Below are 15,738 nucleotides of genomic sequence, written 5' to 3'. Positions count from 1 at the left end.
GGCAACAGGCACCACACCATGACGATTAGTGAAGAATCGTTTTTACCAGAACTTGAGGGCTCTCTTACCGCGTCGAGTCTGAGCACCACCGCCGCGCGGAATCTGGCGACCACCACCAAGACCGCACCGCAGATGCAGGGCATCACCTCCCGCTGGCTGCTGCGGCTGCTGCCCTGGGTGCAGGTCGCCGGTGGCACCTATCGCGTCAACCGCCGGCTGGCGTACACCGTCGGCGACGGGCGCATCGATTTCGACATCACCGGCACCGAGGCCGCGATCATCCCCGAGGAACTGCGCGAACTGCCCGCGCTGCGGGAGGTCACCGATACCGCGGTGCTGAGGGCGCTCGGCGAGCGGTTCGTCCGGCACGACTACGCCCCCGGCGAGCTGATCGCCGAGGCGGGCGCGCCCGGGGACCGGCTGGTGCTGATCGTCCACGGCCGGGTGGACCGGCTCGGCACCGGCAAGTACGGCGACGAGACCGTGCTCGCCGCGCTGGCCGGCGGCGACCACCTCGGCGACGAACCGCTCACCGCCCCGGATGCGCGCGGGCAGTTCGGCTACCGGGCGGTGACGCGGGTGACCACCCTGGAGCTGCCCCGGCCGGCCGCCCAGGAGGTCATCGACCGCTCCCCCGAACTGCGCGCACACCTCGCGACGGCCGGCCAAGGCCCCGCCCGGCCGGCGAACGCGAGCGGGGAATCGGCGGTCTCCGTCGCCTCCGGACACCACGGCGAACCCGCCCTCCCCAGCACGTTCGTCGACTACGACCGGGCGCCGCGCGAGTACGAACTCAGCGTCGCGCAGACCGTGCTGCGCACCCACACCCGGGTCGGCGACCTCTACAGCGACCCGATGAACCAGGTCGAGGAGCAGCTCCGGCTGACCGTCCAGGCGCTGCGCGAGCGCCAGGAGCACGAGCTGGTCAACAACCGGGAGTTCGGGCTGCTGCACAACGCCGACCTCACCCAGCGCATCCGTCCGCGCAGCGGTCCGCCCACCCCCGACGATCTCGACGAACTGCTCGCGACGGTCTGGAAGGACCCGGGCTTTCTGCTGGCCCATCCGAAGACGATCGCGGCGATCGGCCGGGAGTGCAGCGCCCGCGGCCTGTATCCGGCGGCGGTCGAATTCCAGGGCCATTCACTGCCGTCCTGGCGCGGTGTGCCCATCTTCCCCTGCAACAAGATCCCGGTGACGAAGGAGCGGACGAGTTCCGTTCTGCTGCTGCGCACCGGCGAGGAGAACCAGGGCGTGGTCGGCCTGCACCGCAGCGGAATTCCCGATGAATACGAGCCGAGCCTTTCGGTGCGTTTCATGGGCGTCGACGAACGCGCCGTCATCAATTACCTGGTCAGCGCCTACTATTCGGCGGCCATTCTGGTGCCCGACGCGCTCGGCGTCCTCGAAGACGTGGAAATCGGCCGCTGACCGGGCCGCGGCCCGCGCGGCGGCGCCCGCGTACGCCGCGCATATCCCGTGTCCCGTATCGCCCGCGGACACGACACATACATACAGACACCGCACATGCTCCTCGGAACAGGTGAACTTTCTCCATGACCACATCGGTGGATCCGACGTCCGCCCCGCAGCCGGCCGGCGTCGAGCAGGACCGTTCGAGCCTGGACACCACGGCGGCCCGCCAGTTGGCGACGACGACCAAGACCGCGCCGCAGATGCAGGGCATCTCCTCCCGCTGGCTGCTGCGCGTCCTGCCGTGGACGCAGGTGTCCGGCGGCACCTACCGCGTCAACCGCCGGCTGACGCACACCCTCGGCGACGGCCGGGTGGAGTTCGTCACGCAGGGCCCGGACGTACGGGTGATCCCGGCGGAGCTGCGGGAGATGGCGCCGCTGTACGGCTTCGAGGACGCCGCGACGCTGGAGGCGCTGGCCGACCGGTTCGTCCAGCAGGAGTACGCGCCCGGTGACCTCCTCACCGAGCAGGGCCGGCCGGCCGACCGGGTCATCCTGATCGCGCACGGCAGGCTCGACCGGCTCACCGCCGGCAAGTACGGCGACGAGACCGTGGTCGGTGTGCTGGCCGGCGGTGACACCGTCGGCGAGGCGGTGCTGCTGGCGCCGGACACGGTGTGGGAGCACTCCGTCCGGGCCGCGACCCGGGTGACCGCCCTGACGCTGCCGCGCGGTGCGTACGAGGAGGTGCTGGCCCGGTCGGCGGCGCTGCGCGGGCATCTCGACACCTACCGCGCCGCGCTCGCGCCCGCCCGGAACAAGCACGGCGAGGCGGCCATCGACGTGGCCGCGGGCCATGTCGGCGAACCGTCGCTGCCGGGCACCTTCGTCGACTACGAGCGGGAGCCGCGCGAGTACGAACTGAGCGTCGCGCAGACCGTGCTGAAGATTCACTCGCGGGTCGCGGACCTCTACAACGACCCGATGAACCAGTTGGACCAGCAGCTGCGGCTGACCATCGAGGCGCTGCGCGAGCGCCAGGAGCACGAGCTGGTCAACAACCGCGAGTTCGGGCTGCTGCACAACGCCGACCTCACCCAGCGCATCCACCCCCGGAGCGGCCCGCCGACCCCGGACGATCTGGACGAGCTGGTGTCCCGGCGCCGCAAGACCCAGTTCCTGCTGGCGCATCCGCGCACGATCGCGGCCATCGGGCGGGAGTGGAACGCGCGGGGCATCTATCCCACCCATGCGGAGATCGACGAGACGGTGGTGCGGGCCTGGCGGGGTATCCCGCTGCTGCCGTGCAACAAGATCCCGGTCCGCCCGGACCAGACCAGTTCGGTGCTCGCGCTGCGCGTCGGCGAGGAGAACCAGGGTGTGGTCGGCCTGCACCAGACCGGCATCCCGGACGAGTACCGGCCGGGGCTGTCGGTGCGCTTCATGGGCATCAATGACCAAGCCGTCATCAAGTACCTGGTCAGTGCCTACTATTCGGCGGCGGTGCTGGTACCGGACGCGCTGGGCATCCTGGAGGACGTAGAGATCGGCCGCTGACCGGCGACCGGGCCGGGCCCGGGTGCCGCCGCCGTCCCCGGTCTTGGGGCCGGTCGCGGCACCCGGGTGACGTCCGATCATTTGTTTCCCACTTCTGACCTGCATTGTTCCATCTTTGGTCAAGCCATTGACGGATCGGCCATTCCCTTGGCAGGCCGCGCCCTGTTGCGCATGATGAACGCACCACAGCTGCGTGACATGTACGCGACGAAATCTGACCATGCCAGGAGTTCCCATGGAGTCCGGCCACCACCCCGCCCGCCGACAGCTGCTCACCGGCGCCGCCGCGCTCGCCGCGGCCGCCGCCCTCACCCCGCTCGCCACCGCCCGCGCGGCCGCGCGCCCCGCCGGGCCGGGCCTCGCGGCGTATCCGCCCGTCCACTGGTCCGCGGCCAGCCCCGCCAACTACACCGAAGCCGACCGTCCGGCCCAGTACCCGATCGAGATGGTCGTGGTGCATGTGACCCAGGAGACGTACACCGACACCCTCCGGCTCTTCCAGGACCCCGCACACCAGGCGGCCGCCCACTATGTCGTACGGTCCGCCGACGGCTACCTCGCCCAGTGCGTGAGCGAACGCAATATCGCCTGGCACGCCGGCAACTGGGACTACAACACCCACAGCATCGGCATCGAGCACGAGGGCTGGATCGACGAGCCGAAGTGGTTCACCGACGCGCTGTACCGGCAGTCCGCACGGCTGACCGCCGCCATCTGCGAGCGCTACGGCATCCCCAAGGACCGCGAGCACATCATCGGCCATGCCGAGGTGCCCGGCACCGACCACACCGACCCCGGCGAGTACTGGGACTGGGCCCGCTATATGCGGCTGGTCATCGAGGACTCCTGACAGACCGCCAAGTGACGCCGGGGCCGTACCGTACCTGCGGGGACACATGCCGCACCTTTAAGCTTTACGGGTGAGTGGCGAGATATCAGACATCAGTGTCGCTGCGGCGAAGGCCAAGGCGGGCCGCCTTCTCCTGGCCTTCCGGCACGGCAACCAGCAGGCGTTCGACGAGGCACTCCCCGAGGAGATGTCCGCAGAGGAGAGCCGGGACCTGGTCTCGGCTCTCGCCTGGGTCGCCAACGAGGCGGTGCGCAAGGCGTACCGCAGCGATGTCGCCGACCGAGTCCTGCACCATCTGGCCCGCAAAACACCCGGCGAGCCGGGCTGGGTGGAGACCGACGAGGCGGCGGCGCCCGGGGTGGTGACGCTGCTCGAAGGGCTCCGGGACGGCGATGTCGAGGCGGTACGGGCCCTGGTCCGCACCACCCCCGACACCACGTTCGTCCTCGGCCGGCTGCTGACGGCGGTGGCCATGCTGCTGCCGTCCGTACCGGCCGGGGACCTGCGCCGGGTACTCGACGAGCTGCGCGCCCAGTGCCCGCCGGAGCCGTACGGCCCGGGGCCCGCGCACGCCGGGTCCGCCGGACACCTGCCGTAGCGCGGGCGGCGCACCCGCGGCGACGCCCGCGCCGGGCGCGGCGTCCCGTACGGCGCCGTACAGCGGATGTACGGATTCCCGTCGACTTCGGCTCGTGGTGAACGCCCCGGGCACATGGGACAGTTGGCGGGACGTCAGGGGGACTCGTGAGGCAGCGATTCGGCCGGGTTCGCGCGGTGCTGACAGTTCTGGTGGCGTGGGGGGTGCTGGCCGGCGGCGCGCTGGCGGGCGGGGCACCGGCCACCGCCGCGGGCGAGACCTTGCGCCGGGCGGCCGCGGTGCCGGTGGCGCCCGGTGTGACGTACGGCGAATTCCGGCTGACGGTGCCGCGCGGCACGGTGCTCGGCCATCTGCTGACGGTCGATCTGGCCGATCCGCGGGTCACGGTGGATCTGCTCCATCCGGGGGTGGTCGGCGCGCGGGCGCCGGTGTCCCGCCTGGCCGCCGCGCAGGGCGCGGTGGGCGCCGTCAACGGAGACTTCTTCCATATCGTCGAGGTCCAGCACCCCGGTGTGGAGGTGACCGGCGCCCCGGACGGACCGGAGATCGCCGCCGGGCGGGTGCTCAAGAGCGCGGTGCCCGACGGGCAGCGGTTCGGCCCGGCCCTGCCGCCGGGCGCGTCCACCGAGGACGTCATCGGTGTCGGCTACGACCGCCGGGCGCGGCTCGACCGGCTCACGCTGCGCGGTGCGGTGCTGACCGCCCGGGGGCCGCTGCCACTGCGCGGGCTCAATCTCTTCGCGCTGCCGGTGAACGGCATCGGCGCGTACACCGAACGGTGGGGCCCCGCCTCGCGGGTGCGCGCCACCTGCGGTACGGACACCGACCGGGCGGCGCCGTGCAGTACGGAGACCGCCGAGGTGACCGTCCGGCACGGCCGGGTGACGGCGCTCGCACAGCGGCCGGGCGGCGGCGGGGTCGCCGCGGGGAGCGTGGTGCTGGTGGGCCGGGAGGAGGGGGCCCGGCAACTGCGCAGGCTACGTCCGGGCGATCCGGTCGGGGTCGGCCACCGCCTCGTGAGCCGGGGGGCCGGTCCGCTGCGGTTCGCGATCGGCGGTTTCCCGGTCCTGCGGGACGCGCGGCCGGTGGACGGTCTCGACACGGACGCCGTCGCGGTGCGCACCGCGGCCGGGTTCGGGCCCGGCGGCCGGGTGCTCTATCTGCTCTCGTTGGACGGGGCGGCCGGTCAGGCCGGTCTTACGGTGCGCGAACTGGCCCTTCTGATGGGCGAGTTGGGCGCGCGGGAGGCGGTCGATCTGGACGGCGGCGGGTCGGCCACGCTGGTCACCCGCGACCCGGACAGCCGGCAGGTGACGGTGCGCAACCATCCGTCGGGCGGTGCGGAGCGGCCGGTCGCGAACGGCATCGGGGTCTTCTCCTCGCGGTCCTCCTGACCGGCCTTCGGGCCGTCCAGATCCTGCTGGCAGGCCGGCGGACGACCGGCGGGCGAGGTCATGCGGGGAAGGCACCGCCGGTGCGGGTGGGGGCGGTGGTGTCGATGGGGGTGGTGCCCACGGTGCGCATCCGGCCGGCGGCGTAGACACAGCCGGCCAGGGCGAGGTCGGAGAGCAGCATGAGGCCGATGGAGTAGGACCCCGTACCGCTGTAGACCGCTCCCATCAGGAGCGGCGGTACGAAGCCGCCGAGGCCGCCGATGGCGCCGACGATGCCGGTGACGCTGCCGACCTGGGCCTGCGGCGTCACCCGCGAGACCAGCGCGAAGACCGAGCCGCTGGAAGCGCCCAGGCCGGCCGCCATGAGCAGCAAGGCGATCGTTCCGGTGGGGTTCAGCGCCGGTCCGAATGCCTGGACGACGGCGAGCACCGCGACCCCGCCGAACGCCCAGGCGGTGACCACCGCCGGGTGCACCCGGTCCGAGAGCCAGCCGCCGATGGGCCGGAAGATGACGGCGACCACCGCGAATCCGGCCGTTTTGGTGCCCGCGTCGGTGGTGTCCAGGTGGTAGGCGTTCTCCAGGTACGTCGGCAGATAGACGCCGAACGCGACGATGCCGCCGAAGCCGATCGCGTACAGCGCGGCCAGTTCCCAGGTGACCCGGAGCCGGCCGGCCTGGCCCAGCCGGGTGCCGAGGGAGGACTGCGGGACCGGCCGGTCCGGGTTGTCGTTGATCAGCAGCGCGGCGCACACCGCGTAGGCGGCCAGCACGATGGCGACGACGAGGTACGGGAGGTTCTCGTCGTACCGGTGGATGCGCGGGGTCAGATAGCCGGAGAGGGCGACGCCACCCATGCCCATACCGAAGACGCCCAGCGCCAGACCGCGTTTACCGGGCGGGAACCAGCCGTTGACGAGCGGGATGCCGATGGCGAACGTGGTGCCGCCCAGGCCGAGCAGGAATCCGACGACGAGCAGCGCGGGGTAGGACTTGGCGGGGATGAGCAGCAGCACGGGGATGACGGTGAGCGCGGAGATCAGCGGGAACATCACCCGGGCGCCGTAGCGGTCGGTGAGCGCGCCGACCGGCACCCGGCCCAGCGAGCCGACCAGTACCGGCACGGCCACCAGCGCCGACTCCTCGAAGTGGGTCAGGCCCAGGCTGGTCCGGAAGTCGTTGCCGAGCGGGGAGATGAGGTTCCACGCCCAGAAGGTCACGGCGAAACCGATGGTGGCGAGCAGGAGGTTCCGGAAGGCCGACAGGGTCACGGGCGCACGCTGCTCACCGCATCCGCGACACTGCCCAGACCGTTGTGGATGTCCGGTGCGAAGCTGCTGCTCGCGAGGTAGAAGCCGAGCAGCACGCAGACCAGGGCGTGCGAGAGCTTGAGCTTTCCGCCGCGCAGGAAAATGACAGTCAAGATCACCAGCAAGAGGATGACCGAGAGGGAGATCACCATGGCACACCTCCTCGACGCCGCCTGATCAGGCGGCAGGGGGCGGCCAGTTTGGCGTATTTCGCGGTATATGCGGTTCGACTCCGGGTACTCCGATCAGGTGATCACTGCGGGTCACCGGCCCGCGTCGACCGCCGTCAGGACCTCGGCCGCCGCCCGCTGCCCGCTCGCGACGCACGCCGCGACCCCGACTCCGTCGTACGCGGCACCGCAGACGGCCAGGCCGGGGAGGTGCGCCATCCCGGACCGGATGCGGGCGACGCGCTCCTGGTGGCCGACGGTGTACTGCGGCAGCCCGTCGGGCCAGTGGGTGACGGCGGCGTCGGACGGATCGCCGAGCGGGCCGCCGAGCGCGTCGCCCAGGTCGGCCAGCGAGCGGCGGACCAGTTCGTCGTCGGACCGCGCCAGGTCCTCGGCCGCCCCGAACCGGCCGATGGAGGTGCGCAGGTGGAAGGTGCCCGGATCGGCCTCGGCCACCGCACTCCATTTGTTGCTGGTGAAGGTGGCGGCCTTGACGGTGCGGCCGTCGACGGGCGGGACGAGGAAGCCGTTGCCGCGCGGGACGGCGGGCAGCGTACGCCGGTCGAAGGCGAGGGTGACGACGGCGGTGGCGGCGTAGCCGTAGCCGGACAGTTCACCGGCCACGGCGGGCGCGTGCGGGGCGAGCAGCCGGCCGGCGGGGTGCGCGGGCAGTGCCAGCACCACGGCGTCGGCGATGAGTTCCAGTGGGCCCTGACCGGTCTCGGCGAGGATGTGCCAGCCCCGGTCGCTGCGCCACAGGGAGACGACGCGGGTGCCGGTGCGGATCTCCGCGTCGCGGCTGCCGGCCAGGGACGCGGCGACGGCGGCGGGCAGCCGGCCCACACCGCCGCGCAGACCGGTGACGACCTGCGGCGGCGGGCCCTGCGGGGCGTCCCGCCGGGCGGCGCGCAGCCCGTCGAGGAGGGAGGTACCGCGGCGGGCGAACGGCAGGAGCCGGGGCATCACCGCTTCGAGTGAGAGCAGTTCGGTGCGGCCGGCGTAGATGCCGCCGAGCAGCGGTTCGACGATCCGGTCGACGGTCTCCGGGCCGAGCCGGTCGGTGAGATAGCGGCCGACGGTGATGTCGCCCACCACGGGCACGGCCGGCAGCGCGGGCTCCCGCCGGAGCCGGTCGACGCCGGCGGCGGAGAGCAGTCCGGTCGCGGCCAGCGCGTCGGGGTCGGTCGGTACGCCCATGACATGGCCCGGCGGCAGGGCGCGCAGCGCGCCGCGGGTCCAGACGGTGGTGGGCGCGGCGGCGGGCGGCAGCAGCTCGCCGCCGAGGCCGACCGCCTCGGCCAGCCGCACCACCTCGGGGCGCAGCGACATCATCGACTCGCAGCCGTCGTCGAGGACGGTGCCGGCGAGGGTCCGGGTGGAGAGTTTGCCGCCGACGCGGTCCGCGCTCTCCAGGACGGTGACGCGGAGCGCGTCCGGGGCCGTTTCGCGCAGCTGCCAGGCGGCGGCCAGGCCGGCGATCCCGCCGCCGATCACCACGGCGTGCCGGGGCGGGCGCGGGGTGGCGGCGGTCTTCGGTATACCGGGCGTGGTGCTCACAGTGCGCTCCTGACAAGGGGGGATGCGGAGGACGGATGACCGGACGGGGGCGCGTCTCAGGTGGGGAGCAGCTCGGCCAGCCGGTCCTGGTGCGGGAAGCTGCCCGGCCGGTAGGAGCACCACGGGTCGGCGGCGAGCGGGTCGCCGGTGATGCCATAGGCGCGCGACCGGGAGCCGCCGCAGACGGTGCGGAACTCGCAGGCGCCGCAGGCGCCGCCGAGTCGCGCCGGGTCGCGCAGCGCCGTGAAGAGCGCGGAGGTGCGGTAGATCTCGGTGAGTGGGCGGTCCTTGACGTTGCCCGCGTCCAGCGGCAGGAAGCCGCTGGGGTGCACGGTGCCGGTGTGCGAGATGAAGACGAAGCCGCGGCCGGAGCCGACGTCCATCGGCGGGCGCCGTACCCGGCCGGCGTCCAGCCCCAGCTCCGCCGCCCGGTCCGTGAGCAGACGGTAGAGACCGCCGAGCCCGAGGGTGGCTGCCGGGTCCTCACCGAGGGTGTCCAGGACGGCCCGCTGGAGGGCGACCCGGCGGAAGTGGTGCCCCTCGGTGGTCTTGGCGGCGATCACCGCGCCCGCGTCGTGGACGAAGTTCAGGACGTCCTCGACCTCGGTGGCGCACAGCGCGGCGAGCTGCTGCCCGCGGCCGGTGGGGACGAGGAGGAAGGCGCTCCACAGCATCGCGCCCTCGTCGCGCACCAGCCGGACGACATCGGCCAGGTCGGTGAGGTTGTGGCGGGTGACGGTGGTGTTGATCTGCACCTTGAGGCCGAGTTCGCGGGCGGTCCGCCAGGCGTCCAGGGTCCAGCCGTAGACGCCCGGGACGCCGCGGAAGCTGTCGTGCAGTGCGGCGGTGGAACCGTCGAGGCTGAGCGAGAGGGCGATCGCGCCGGCGTCCCGGACCGCGGCGAGGCGGTCGCGGGTGAGGGTGGGGGTGCCGGACGGCGAGACGGCGACGCGCAGCCCCAACCCCGTTCCGTACCGCACGAGTTCGTTCAGGTCGGGGCGCTGGAACGGGTCGCCTCCGGTGATCACGAAGAGTGGGCTCGGGCGCCCGAAGGCGGCGATCTGGTCCATGACGGCGCGGGCGTCCGCGGTGCCGAGTTCGCCGGGGTGCCGGGCGGTCTGCGCCTCGGCCCGGCAGTGCGCGCAGGCCAGCGGGCAGGCCCGGGTGGCCTCCCAGATGACGATGAAGGGCCGTTCGGCGACGTCGTGGCGGGGGCGGCGGACCAGGCGGTTATTCGGCACGAAACGGCTCCACAGGTCGCTGCGGCAATTCGGAACATTCGCACTGTACGCCGCCGAAATTGCGTCACCGGCGCCCTTCACCGGGTATATCGCCCCGGATTTCCGGGACTTAGGTCCGGGTCTTTCGGACTTATTTTTTCTCTTATCGTCCGGTCTATATTCGGGGGCATGACCATCTCGCCGGCGCGGCGCGCCCTCCGCCGCTGGATACCCCAGCAGCACGGCGCCTGGGCCATGCTCGTCGTACCGTTCCTGGCGGGTGGCCTGCTGGGCGGATTCACCGCCCGGCACGCGCTGCTGCTGCCCGTCTGGCTGCTCGCGTACGGCACGGCCCACCACGCCCAGCAGTACGTCCGGCTGCGCCGGCTGTCCCGTAATCCGCGGGCGCCGCGCCGCCATCTCGCGCCGCTGGCCGGTTTCGGCGCGGCGTGTGCGGCGCTCGGCGCACCGCTCGCCGCCGGCCGGCCCTGGCTGCTGGTCGCGGCCCTGTGCGCGGTGCCGTTCTTCGCGGTCAATATGTTCCACGCGTACCGCAATAATGAACGTTCACTGCTCAACGGAATTGTCGCGGTGATCCCCGCCTGCGGCATGCTGCTCGTTTCCTACCGGTTGGGAAGCGGTGCGCTGGATTCCACGGTCTGGACGGCCACGGTGGCCTGTCTGCTGTATTTCACCGGCACGATTCTCTATGTGAAAACCATGATCCGGGAGCGTGCGAGCCGTCCCTATCGCGTCGCCTCGGCCGTTTATCACGGTGTCGCGGTCGTCGTCGCGACCACGATGGACCCCTGGCTGGCGCCGGTCTTCACGCTCTTCTTCGTACGGGCCGTGACACTGCCCGCCCGCGGGGTGCGCGTCGGGGTGGTCGGCGCGCTCGAAGTGCTCTGCTCGGCGCTGCTGCTCGCCTCCCTGGCGGCCCTTCCGTAGCGCCCCCGGCATTCCCGGCGCCCCCGGCACAACGTGGCGTGTATCACGTCACCCCCCGCAACGGGAGTCCGGGATCAACCGTCTTAGCGACCGACATCGCCCCACGCCTCTCGCGTCGCCGACGGAAAGCCCCCTCCATGCGTCAGCCCCCCTCTGCCCGCCCGTTCCGGCGTGTCCGGTCGCGGTATGTCGCGCTGGCCCTGATGCCGTTGGTCAGCGTCGGTGCGCTCACCGCGTGCGGCGGGATCGCGGCATCGGCGCCCAAGGGCCCCCCGGTGCAGGTGGACCTGGGAGCGGCGAGCGGCACCCGTACGGTGCAGGCCGGCGACCGGCTGAAGGTCACGGCGCACGGCGGGGTCCTCACCGAGGTGACGGTGGCCGACCCCAAGGGCCGGCAGCTGGCCGGCACCCTCGGGGCCGGCGGCACCGTCTGGACGTCCCGGGCGAAGACCGCGCCGGACACCAAGTACTCCGTCCTCGCCCGGACGAAGAACGCCCAGGGCGGCACCGGCGAGGCCAAGGAGTCGCTGACCACGGCCGCCGCGGACCTGCTCAACAAGCTGGTGCTGAGCCCCGGCTCGCAGGGCGCCACGGTCGGCGTCGCCCAGCCCATCATGATCACCTTCGACTTCCCGGTGACCGACCGGGCCGCGGTCGAACGCCGGCTGAAGGTCACCACCGACAACGGCACGACCGGATCGTGGGGCTGGGTCAAGGACTACTCCGGCAAGGACCGCGTCGACTGGCGGCCCGAGACGTACTGGAAGCCGGGCACCGAGGTCGGCCTCCGGGCCGAGCTGAACGGCGTGGACTCCGGCGGCGGCCGCTACTTCGGCAAGGACTACGATCTCCACTTCACCATCGGCCGCAGCCAGGTGATCAAGGTCGACCTGGACCGCAGGTACCTGTCGTTCGTCGAGGACGGCGAGGAGACCAGAAGGATTCCCGTCTCGGCGGGCAGACCGGACGGCGACCATGCCACCTGGACGGGCACCTTCCCGCTGATGGCGAAGGAGGGCACCATCGATATGAACTCCGAGACCGTGGGGCTGGGCGACAGTTACCACCGGACGGTCCGGGACGCGATGAAGCTCACCGACTCCGGGACGTACGCGCACGCCGCGCCCTGGAACGCGGACAAGGTCGGCCGGGTCAACGCCAGCGCCGGCTGCATCGGCCTGACCGACGCGGACGCGGACTGGCTGTACGGCAAGGTCCAGGTCGGTGACCCGTTCGAGGTCACCGGCTCCTCCGTGCGCGGCGAGGCCGACCGGAACAACGGGATCGGCGACTGGGCGGTCGACTGGTCCCGGTGGCAGAAATACAGCGCCCTCTCGTCAAACAGCTGACCCCCTTCAGAGCCTAATGTGACGGAATGAGCACCGTGCAGGACCAGGATCAACTCACGGGGTGGCGGCGCCTCCGGCGCCGTGTCCCCAATGGCTTCGCCATCATCTTCAGCGTGCTGGGGCTTTTCTGTGCCCTGACAGCACTGATCGGACCGCTGCGGCGCGGGCTCCAACCGGTGATCTACTGGCTGGACACCCTCACCATCCCGGTGGCGCCGAACTTCGCGTACGCGGCGTTCCTCTTCCTGTTGGCCGCGGCGATGACCGCGCGCAAACGGGTCGCCCTGTGGTTCGTCGTGGCCTACATGGCGCTGGTCGTCCTCGCGGACGCACTGTTCCTGGCCGCGGGCTACTGGGAGTTCGCGTTCTCCGTGGTGCTGTGCGGCGGGGCGCTGATCCTGCTGCTCGTCTCGCACCGCGAGTTCTACGCGATCACCCGGCGCGGCGCGTTCCTGCGGGCCACGCTGGTACTGGCCGCCGGGCTGGCGGCCGCGGTGATGATCGGCTGGGGACTGGTGTCGCTCTTCCCCGGCTCGCTGGAGCGCGGCGGCGGCAACCGCCTGCTGTGGGCGGCCAACCGCGTCTGCGGCGGGCTGGTCGGCGGCCGCTTCGTCGAGGGGCACCCGCCGCACTGGATCATGACCGTGCTCGGGCTGTTCGGCGCACTGGCGCTGCTGAACGCCGCGGCCACGCTGTTCCGCTCGCAGCGCATGGAGGCCGCGCTGCACGGCGACGAAGAGGCCCGGATCCGGGCGCTGCTCGCCCGCTACGGCAACCAGGACTCGCTGGGCTACTTCGCCACCCGCCGGGACAAGGCCGTGGTCTTCTCCCCCAGCGGCAAGGCCGCTGTCACCTACCGCGTCGAGGCCGGTGTCTGCCTGGCCAGCGGTGACCCGGTCGGCGACCGGGAGGCGTGGACACCGGCCATCGAAGCCTGGCTGGAGGTCGCCGGACGCTACGGCTGGCAGCCCGCCGTGATGGGCGCGAGCGAGGACGGCGCCAAGGCGTTCGCCCGCTGCGGCCTCGGCGCGCTGCAACTCGGCGACGAGGCGATCCTGCACGTCCACGACTTCGACCTGGACGGCCGCGAGATGCGGGTGACCCGGCAGGCCGTCAACCGCGTGCAGCGCACCGGCGCCACGTTCCGGGTACGCCGGCACTCCGCGCTCTCCGACGCGGAGATGCAGGAAGTCATCCACCGGGCGGACGCCTGGCGGGACACCGAGACCGAGCGCGGCTTCTCGATGGCGCTGGACCGGCTCGGCGACCCGGCGGACGGCGACTGCCTGCTGGCCGAGGCGTTCGACGGCGACGGCAAGATGATCGCCCTGCTGTCCTTCGTGCCGTGGGGCAAGGACGGCATCTCGCTGGACGTGATGCGCCGCGACCGCACCGCGCCCAACGGCGTCATGGAGTTCATGGTCGCCGAACTGTGCGGCCAGGCCGGGCAGCTCGGGGTGCACCGGATCTCGCTGAACTTCGCCGTCTTCCGGTCCGCCTTCGAGGAGGGCGCCCGGATCGGCGCCGGTCCGGTCCTGAAGTTCTGGCGCCGGCTGCTGCTGTTCTTCTCCAAGTGGTGGCAGCTGGAGGCCCTCTACCGCTCGAACGCGAAGTACAACCCCGAGTGGTACCCGCGCTTCCTGTGCTACGCGGACGGCGGTGCGCTGGCCCGGATCGGCATGGCCTCCGGAATCGCCGAGGGCTTCGTGGCCGTACCGAGCCTGGGCAAGCTGTGGGGCAAGGGCCACAAGAAGCGGATGCTGGCCCCGGCCAGCACCGTGGGTCTGCCGTCCCTGCACGAACTGGGCCTGGTCCACGCACCGGCCACCGCGGAGGAGCAGCGGGACCGGGAACTGGCCGCGCTGCCCGAGCAGGTGCGGGTGCGCCACCGCAAGCTGGAGCGGCTGCGGGAGGCCGGCACCGACCCGTATCCGGTGGGCGTCCAGCGCACGCACACCCTCGGCGAGGTCCGCGACGAGTACCCGGGCCTGGCGAGCGGGGTCCGTACCGGCAAGAACGTCACCGTCGCCGGGCGGGTGCTGCTCACCCGTGACCACGGCGGTGTGCTCTTCGCGGTGCTGCGGGACTGGTCGGGCGATCTCCAGATCGCACTGACCCGGGACGGCAGCGGCGACGAGGCGCTGGAGCGCTTCGGCGCCGATGTGGACCTCGGTGACCATGTCGAGGCCGAGGGCGAGGTCGGCACCAGCGAACGCGGTGAGCTGACGGTGTTCGTCTCCCGGTGGCGGCTGACGGCCAAGTGCCTGCGCCCGCTGCCGGACAAGCGCCGCGGGCTGTCCGACCCGGAGGCCAAGGTCCGTCAGCGCTATGTGGACCTGGTCGTCTCGCCGGACGCGCGCGACACCCTGCGGGCCCGCAGCACGGCCGTACAGGCGCTGCGCCAGGGGCTGATCGACCGCGGCTATCTGGAGGTCGAGACGCCGATGCTCCAGCAGATCCACGGCGGCGCCAACGCCCGCCCGTTCCAGACCCATATCAACGCCTACGACCTCGATCTGTATCTGCGCATCGCACCGGAGCTGTATCTCAAGCGGCTCTGCGTGGGCGGTATGGAGAAGGTCTTCGAGATGGGGCGGACGTTCCGCAACGAGGGCATCTCCTACAAGCACAACCCCGAGTTCACGATGCTGGAGGCGTACCAGGCGTTCGCCGACTACGACGTGATGCTGGACCTGACCCGGGAGCTGATCCAGGGGGCGGCCGTCGCCGCGTTCGGCAGCGCCACCGCCCGCAAGGCGGACCGCGACGGGCGGCTGGTCGAGCACGACATCTCGGGGATCTGGCCGGTGAAGACCGTCTACGGCGCGATCTCCGAGGCGCTCGGCGAGGAGGTCGACGCGGACACCGATCCGACGGTGCTGCGCCGGCTGTGCCACGCCTCGGGGGTGCCGGTGAAGCCGGAGATGGGCCGCGGTGACGTCGTGCTGGAGATGTACGAGCGGCTGGTGGAGGAGAAGACGACGCTGCCGACGTTCTACAAGGACTTCCCCACCGATGTCTCCCCGCTGACCCGGCAGCACCGGGTGGACCCGCGGCTCGCCGAGCGCTGGGACCTGGTGGCGTTCGGCACCGAGCTGGGCACCGCCTACTCGGAGCTGACCGACCCGGTGGAGCAGCGGCGCCGGCTCACCGCGCAGTCGCTGCTGGCGGCCGGCGGCGACCCGGAGGCGATGGAGCTGGACGAGGACTTCCTGCAGGCCCTCGAATATGCGATGCCGCCGACCGGTGGCCTGGGGATCGGCGTGGACCGGCTGGTCATGTTCCTCACCGGGCTGTCGATCCGCGAGACGCTGCCGTTCCCGCTGGTACGGCGCCGCTGACCGCGCGTCGGCGGACGTCTGCCGCAGGGC

12 protein-coding genes are annotated in these 15,738 nt (G+C 72.0%); 8 read left to right on the top strand and 4 right to left on the bottom strand.

Annotated features, from left to right (window positions below; all coding sequences use genetic code 11):
• The first annotated feature begins 18 nt into the window (after positions 1 to 18).
• The 5 genes from IH09_RS00235 to IH09_RS00215 all read left to right on the top strand — a co-directional run bounded on the left by IH09_RS00235 (position 19) and on the right by IH09_RS00215 (position 5,814).
• Positions 19 to 1,431: a family 2B encapsulin nanocompartment shell protein gene (locus tag IH09_RS00235; protein WP_110951959.1), complete on the top strand. Its 1,413-nt coding sequence runs from the start codon at positions 19 to 21 to the stop codon at positions 1,429 to 1,431.
• 125 nt (positions 1,432 to 1,556) lie between these two features.
• Positions 1,557 to 2,972: a family 2B encapsulin nanocompartment shell protein gene (locus tag IH09_RS00230; RefSeq protein ID WP_052853146.1), complete on the top strand. Its 1,416-nt coding sequence runs from the start codon at positions 1,557 to 1,559 to the stop codon at positions 2,970 to 2,972.
• 235 nt (positions 2,973 to 3,207) lie between these two features.
• Positions 3,208 to 3,822: an N-acetylmuramoyl-L-alanine amidase gene (locus IH09_RS00225; RefSeq protein ID WP_052853145.1), complete on the top strand. Its 615-nt coding sequence runs from the start codon at positions 3,208 to 3,210 to the stop codon at positions 3,820 to 3,822.
• Between the two features lie 70 nt (positions 3,823 to 3,892).
• Positions 3,893 to 4,420: a hypothetical protein gene (locus IH09_RS00220; protein ID WP_052853144.1), complete on the top strand. Its 528-nt coding sequence runs from the start codon at positions 3,893 to 3,895 to the stop codon at positions 4,418 to 4,420.
• Positions 4,421 to 4,566: 146 nt separating this feature from the next.
• Positions 4,567 to 5,814 carry a phosphodiester glycosidase family protein gene (locus IH09_RS00215; protein WP_052853143.1) on the top strand — a complete coding sequence of 416 codons (1,248 nt, stop codon included), beginning with the start codon at positions 4,567 to 4,569 and terminating at the stop codon, positions 5,812 to 5,814.
• 58 nt (positions 5,815 to 5,872) lie between these two features.
• Here IH09_RS00215 and IH09_RS00210 read toward each other — a convergent pair whose 3' ends face one another.
• From IH09_RS00210 to IH09_RS00195, 4 genes are all read right to left on the bottom strand, one after another.
• Positions 5,873 to 7,084 carry an MFS transporter gene (locus tag IH09_RS00210; RefSeq protein ID WP_052853142.1) on the bottom strand — a complete coding sequence of 404 codons (1,212 nt, stop codon included), beginning with the start codon at positions 7,082 to 7,084 and terminating at the stop codon, positions 5,873 to 5,875.
• On the bottom strand, positions 7,081 to 7,275 hold the full coding sequence (locus IH09_RS00205; RefSeq protein WP_052853141.1) for a hypothetical protein: 195 nt from the start codon (positions 7,273 to 7,275) through the stop codon (positions 7,081 to 7,083). The genes IH09_RS00210 and IH09_RS00205 overlap by 4 nt, the downstream gene beginning before the upstream one ends.
• A 111-nt stretch (positions 7,276 to 7,386) precedes the next feature.
• Positions 7,387 to 8,850, bottom strand: coding sequence for a protoporphyrinogen oxidase (hemG, locus tag IH09_RS00200; protein ID WP_318279355.1), 1,464 nt, complete (start codon positions 8,848 to 8,850; stop codon positions 7,387 to 7,389).
• A gap of 56 nt (positions 8,851 to 8,906) precedes the next feature.
• The gene (locus IH09_RS00195) at positions 8,907 to 10,091 is read right to left on the bottom strand and encodes a TIGR04053 family radical SAM/SPASM domain-containing protein (RefSeq protein ID WP_052853140.1); all 1,185 of its coding nucleotides are present in this window, start codon (positions 10,089 to 10,091) and stop codon (positions 8,907 to 8,909) included.
• Between the two features lie 168 nt (positions 10,092 to 10,259).
• Between IH09_RS00195 and IH09_RS00190 the strand changes: the two genes are divergently transcribed.
• From IH09_RS00190 to lysX, 3 genes are all read left to right on the top strand, one after another.
• Positions 10,260 to 11,018 carry a YwiC-like family protein gene (locus tag IH09_RS00190; RefSeq protein WP_052853139.1) on the top strand — a complete coding sequence of 253 codons (759 nt, stop codon included), beginning with the start codon at positions 10,260 to 10,262 and terminating at the stop codon, positions 11,016 to 11,018.
• A 203-nt stretch (positions 11,019 to 11,221) separates the two neighbouring features.
• On the top strand, positions 11,222 to 12,367 hold the full coding sequence (locus IH09_RS00185) for a L,D-transpeptidase (protein WP_240150962.1): 1,146 nt from the start codon (positions 11,222 to 11,224) through the stop codon (positions 12,365 to 12,367).
• Between the two features lie 26 nt (positions 12,368 to 12,393).
• Positions 12,394 to 15,708, top strand: coding sequence for a bifunctional lysylphosphatidylglycerol synthetase/lysine--tRNA ligase LysX (gene lysX / locus IH09_RS00180; RefSeq protein WP_052853137.1), 3,315 nt, complete (start codon positions 12,394 to 12,396; stop codon positions 15,706 to 15,708).
• Positions 15,709 to 15,738 lie beyond the last annotated feature (30 nt).

Origin of the sequence: Streptomyces celluloflavus, assembly GCA_000720995.1 — a bacterium.
GTDB lineage: Bacteria > Actinomycetota > Actinomycetes > Streptomycetales > Streptomycetaceae > Streptomyces > Streptomyces celluloflavus.
The sequence above is the reverse complement of the archived record's forward strand: the minus strand, read 5'-3'. Positions and strand labels throughout refer to the sequence as shown.

What these genes read in the sequence shown, in the direction of transcription:
- lysX (WP_052853137.1), top strand. Translation starts at nt 12,394, where the DNA reads ATGAGCACCGTGCAGGACCAGGATCAACTCACGGGGTGGCGGCGCCTC.
- IH09_RS00230 (WP_052853146.1), top strand. Translation starts at nt 1,557, where the DNA reads ATGACCACATCGGTGGATCCGACGTCCGCCCCGCAGCCGGCCGGCGTC.
- IH09_RS00205 (WP_052853141.1), bottom strand. Translation starts at nt 7,275, where the DNA reads ATGGTGATCTCCCTCTCGGTCATCCTCTTGCTGGTGATCTTGACTGTC.
- IH09_RS00225 (WP_052853145.1), top strand. Translation starts at nt 3,208, where the DNA reads ATGGAGTCCGGCCACCACCCCGCCCGCCGACAGCTGCTCACCGGCGCC.
- IH09_RS00235 (WP_110951959.1), top strand. Translation starts at nt 19, where the DNA reads ATGACGATTAGTGAAGAATCGTTTTTACCAGAACTTGAGGGCTCTCTT.
- IH09_RS00185 (WP_240150962.1), top strand. Translation starts at nt 11,222, where the DNA reads ATGCCGTTGGTCAGCGTCGGTGCGCTCACCGCGTGCGGCGGGATCGCG.
- IH09_RS00190 (WP_052853139.1), top strand. Translation starts at nt 10,260, where the DNA reads ATGACCATCTCGCCGGCGCGGCGCGCCCTCCGCCGCTGGATACCCCAG.